Source organism: Rhodonellum psychrophilum GCM71 = DSM 17998, from assembly GCF_000381545.1.
GTDB classification, from domain to species: domain Bacteria; phylum Bacteroidota; class Bacteroidia; order Cytophagales; family Cyclobacteriaceae; genus Rhodonellum; species Rhodonellum psychrophilum.
This window is the reverse complement of the sequence record NZ_KB906713.1, coordinates 1-3,798: the sequence shown is the minus strand read 5'-3', so window position 1 is coordinate 3,798 and position 3,798 is coordinate 1. Positions and strand designations below refer to the sequence as shown.

Here is a 3,798-nt window from a genome sequence, read left to right as displayed (position 1 = left end):
GAAAGATTTTTTTCAACGCAAAGTGCGCTAAGTTTCACGCGAAGGGCGCAAAGGTTTTTGTGGTTTGAAAATCGGTTGGTTTTCAGAAGATTTGGAAGGATGTATTTTTTCTTTGGGTTCTCCGCGAAGACCTCGGCAGGTTTTGCGAGAGATTTTTTCAACGCACTGGGTTTTTTGGTCGAAAAAACTTTATTTTTTGGGTCGGAAAACTTTGATCACTTCCGGATTTGTTTCAAGATATGGGCCTTCTATCAGGTCAATGCAGTAGGGGATGGCCGGAAATACGGCATCGAGGCATTGGCGGATTGCGGAGGGTTTTCCCGGTAAATTGACGATCAGGCTTTGATTTCTGATGCCGGCTGTTTGCCTGGAAAGAATGGCGGTAGGAACGTATTGGAGGCTGACCTGTCGCATCAGTTCCCCGAAACCCGGCAACATTTTTTGGCAAACGGTTTCCGTTGCCTCTGGAGTCACGTCCCGCAAGGCTGGTCCCGTTCCTCCCGTGGTTACCACCAAGCAGCAACCTTCCCGATCACACAATTCGATCATCGTGGCTTCCAGTATTTCCTGTTCATCGGGTACCACGCGATAAACGGGAATCCACTCGTTGACCAGATATTCTCCCAGGGTTCGGATGATTTCTTTCCCGGAAATATCCTCATACACATTGGCGGAAGCCCGATCGGAAGAGGTGATGATGCCAATCTTTATTGTTTGCATGGCCTGTTTTGGTTTGAAAAAAGACTTGACCCCAAATATGCATTAGGTTTCCCAATGGGGTTGAAATTGAAAGAAAATCAAAATATTCGGAAATAAGGTTTAGCACCAATATCGTGATTCCAAAAACTGTAAACATCGGACTTATCAATAGGTGTTTTTGGTCTTGAATAGAAATGGTAAAGCATATTACGGGTTAAATTGTCATTGCAATGATACGGTAAATAAAAGCGCTCCCGAACAAAAATCAAGGAAATTACCGCTTTGGATGGCTTTTCTTTTTATCAATCCCCTTTAATGGACCAGGCCAAAAAAATAATCCTTCAGTGAATAAAACGTTTGCTAGATTTGCATGATTTTTAATTTAAATCTTCTGATCAATCTCCTATGGTTTTGTCCCTGGTTCTCTTGTTGGTGGGTTTTGTCGCCTTGATTGTTGGTGCTGACAAAATGGTGGAAGGCGCTTCCGCCTTGGCCATGAAGTACGGAATTCCGCCAATTGTGATCGGTCTAACCATCGTCGCCTTCGGTACTTCTGCCCCTGAACTGGTGGTCAACGTTTTTGCCTCGATCAACAAGAGCTCGGAAATGGTTCTCGGAAATGTCCTGGGAAGCAATATTTTCAACGTTCTTGGGATCCTGGGGATTTGTGGGATTATTTATCCTTTATCCGTCAAGTCAAACACGACTTGGATCGAAATTCCGCTTAGCTTCTTGGCTGCAGTCGCCGTCTTGGTCATTACCCAGGATCTTTGGTTGGATGGCTCGGTCGCCAATTATATCAGTAGGGGAGATGGGATTATTTTGCTGCTGTTTTTTTCCATTTTCATGGTGTACAACATCACCGTTTCCCTGAGTCCACAGGAAGCCGACGAAAGTGATGCTTTGGTGCTTCCGCTCGGAAAATCCCTGCTTTGGATCGCTTTGGGACTTGGAGGATTAGTCCTTGGGGGAAAATTGATCGTGGACAATGCCGTCTCCATTGCTGAGGGATTTGGTTTGTCCGAACGCATCATCGGTCTGACGATCGTTTCCATTGGCACTTCCCTTCCGGAATTGGCTACTTCCGTCGCGGCAGTAAGGAAACGGAAGTTGGATATCGCCATCGGCAACGTGGTGGGATCGAACATCTTCAATATCTTCTTTGTCTTGGGCGTTTCTGCGGTGGTCAGCCCTTTTGAGATCAATGAAAGTTCCTTGGTGGACATTTTGCTGAATGTCTTGGCGGGTTTGCTCTTGTTTGTGTTTGTCTTTACGGGAAAAGGAAGAAGGTTGGACAGGTGGGAAGGCATTGTATTCCTTCTGCTTTATGCGGTCTATATGGTCTATTTGCTGGTCTAAAAAAAATCCAGCATCTATTGAATTTGTCCTGTTTCAGGGAAGGATATTGGGTGGCCTGAATGGAATAAAAGAGAAACCCATACATCAAGATGATCAGAAGGGAAGGAGCGGGCTAAAAAAAAATCACCGTGATATTCTGATCTGAGAAGTTTTGTGAACTGTGGTGGGTCCTCTGCAAACCGGAGTGAAAATTTTAACCCGTTTTATGCATTACGGACTCAACGGAATATTGTAATTGATTGTCAATCAATTGGGTGTTGACTATTCTTGATTTCACCCTATTGGTGTCAGGAATTATTCTTCAAACAGTCTGATTTTTTTGAAGTTTCAATCCCATTTGGAAACCTATTGCATATTTCCATCTAACTTGCTTTAAGTTGGCTGCTTTACGTTACTTTTTCGGTGTCTTAGAATTCGGGTTAAATCTTGATTTGCCTTCCATCTGGATAGTATTGTTAGACTTTTCGAAGGATCTTTTCGAGCTTCCGTCCCTTTGCCAATTCATCTACCAATTTGTCTAAATACCGTACTTTTTGCGTGAGCGGATTTTGGATTTCTTCCACCCGATAACCACAGATTACTCCAGTAATGAGGTTTGCATTGGGGTTGATTGTGGCTGACTGAAAAAATGTGTCGAAAGTTGCCTTTTCCTTGATGATTTCCTGCAGCTTTTTTTCATCAAAGCCGGTCAACCATTCCACTACTTGATGCAATTCTTCTTTGGTTCTGCCTTTCTTCTCGACCTTTGCAAGGTAAAATGGATAGACCGAAGCAAATGTCATTTTCGCGATTTTCTCGTCCTGCTTGGAAGTATCTTTCATGCCTGAGTTTGATATGGATGTCTAGATTTCTTTCAGTCTTTCAAATTCTCTTTCCTTTTTATCGGATCATTGCTCTTCAAATAGCCTGATTTTCTTTTTGTTATTACCCATCAGGAAAACCAATACATATTTCGGTTTAAATGCGAAAAATGCGAACAACAATAAAAATCAATCTACTATTGAGATTGCAAAATTGCCATCAAAAGCGTGTTTTTATTTGCAATTGGGCAGATCCTTATTAACAATATCCGTTTTTAGGTAATCATTTTTTGTATTGGGATTCCATTCAAAGTTGGGAATTTCTTGGACCATAAAAATTTTGTTGGGATCTGAATCGAACAGCGTTTTTGTAAAGTCGTCTTCCAACTCCCTCAAATGGTCGAGGTCGCAAGGGGACAATTCCCGTCTGGTTGCGATATTGCCCAAACTGTCTATTTCTTCGGGTTTTACGCCCTTGTTTAGGGATACTGAAACGGTTTTTAAGTTGTCGATGCGCTGAATCACGTAAAGTCCTTCCATAGCAGTATCCACATAAAAAGTGTTGAATTGCTGGCGTCCGCCCGTGAGGTAAATGGCAACATCCGTCCTTTAGATTTGCAAAATATAAAATTTCTAAGAAATGTTCTTTGCATCACTTCAGAGCGTTCTTTATTGGTAAATTATCTCCGATAAAGTAACTTAAAGAAAAAAAAGAATGGGGTGAACTTTTCGTCCGGCCAGGTTTTGAGACCTATTGCCTGTATTAGTCCCCATTCTTTAATTCAGTTGCTGAAGAACCAGTTAGAATTTTAGGTTAGCAGACCTTCTAAAGGTAATAGTTTTAGCAACTTCACTTTAAACTACTGTAAAGCTATGAAATTTAAAATTTTTATTGGAATTGATGTGAGTAAATCTACCATTGATGTTTATTTAAGAAATG

Annotated in this window: 4 protein-coding genes; 1 reads left to right on the top strand and 3 read right to left on the bottom strand. The window is 41.8% G+C overall.

Annotation, left to right across the window (positions count from 1 at the left end):
- Positions 1-189: 189 nt before the first annotated feature.
- Positions 190-720, bottom strand: a complete 531-nt coding sequence (gene mog / locus F824_RS0125310) for a molybdopterin adenylyltransferase (RefSeq protein WP_019600737.1) — start codon at positions 718-720, stop codon at positions 190-192.
- Positions 721-1,104: 384 nt separating this feature from the next.
- On the opposite strand from mog, the gene F824_RS0125300 reads away from it, so the two are divergent.
- Complete coding sequence (locus F824_RS0125300; protein ID WP_019600735.1) at positions 1,105-2,058, top strand: calcium/sodium antiporter; 954 nt, start codon at positions 1,105-1,107, stop codon at positions 2,056-2,058.
- Between the two features lie 455 nt (positions 2,059-2,513).
- On the opposite strand, the gene F824_RS0125295 is transcribed toward F824_RS0125300, so the two are convergent.
- Positions 2,514-2,879 (bottom strand): DUF2200 domain-containing protein, encoded by a 366-nt coding sequence (locus F824_RS0125295; RefSeq protein ID WP_019600734.1) that lies wholly within the window; start codon positions 2,877-2,879, stop codon positions 2,514-2,516.
- A gap of 213 nt (positions 2,880-3,092) precedes the next feature.
- Positions 3,093-3,410, bottom strand: a complete 318-nt coding sequence (locus F824_RS0125290; RefSeq protein WP_139189941.1) for a hypothetical protein — start codon at positions 3,408-3,410, stop codon at positions 3,093-3,095.
- Positions 3,411-3,798 lie beyond the last annotated feature (388 nt).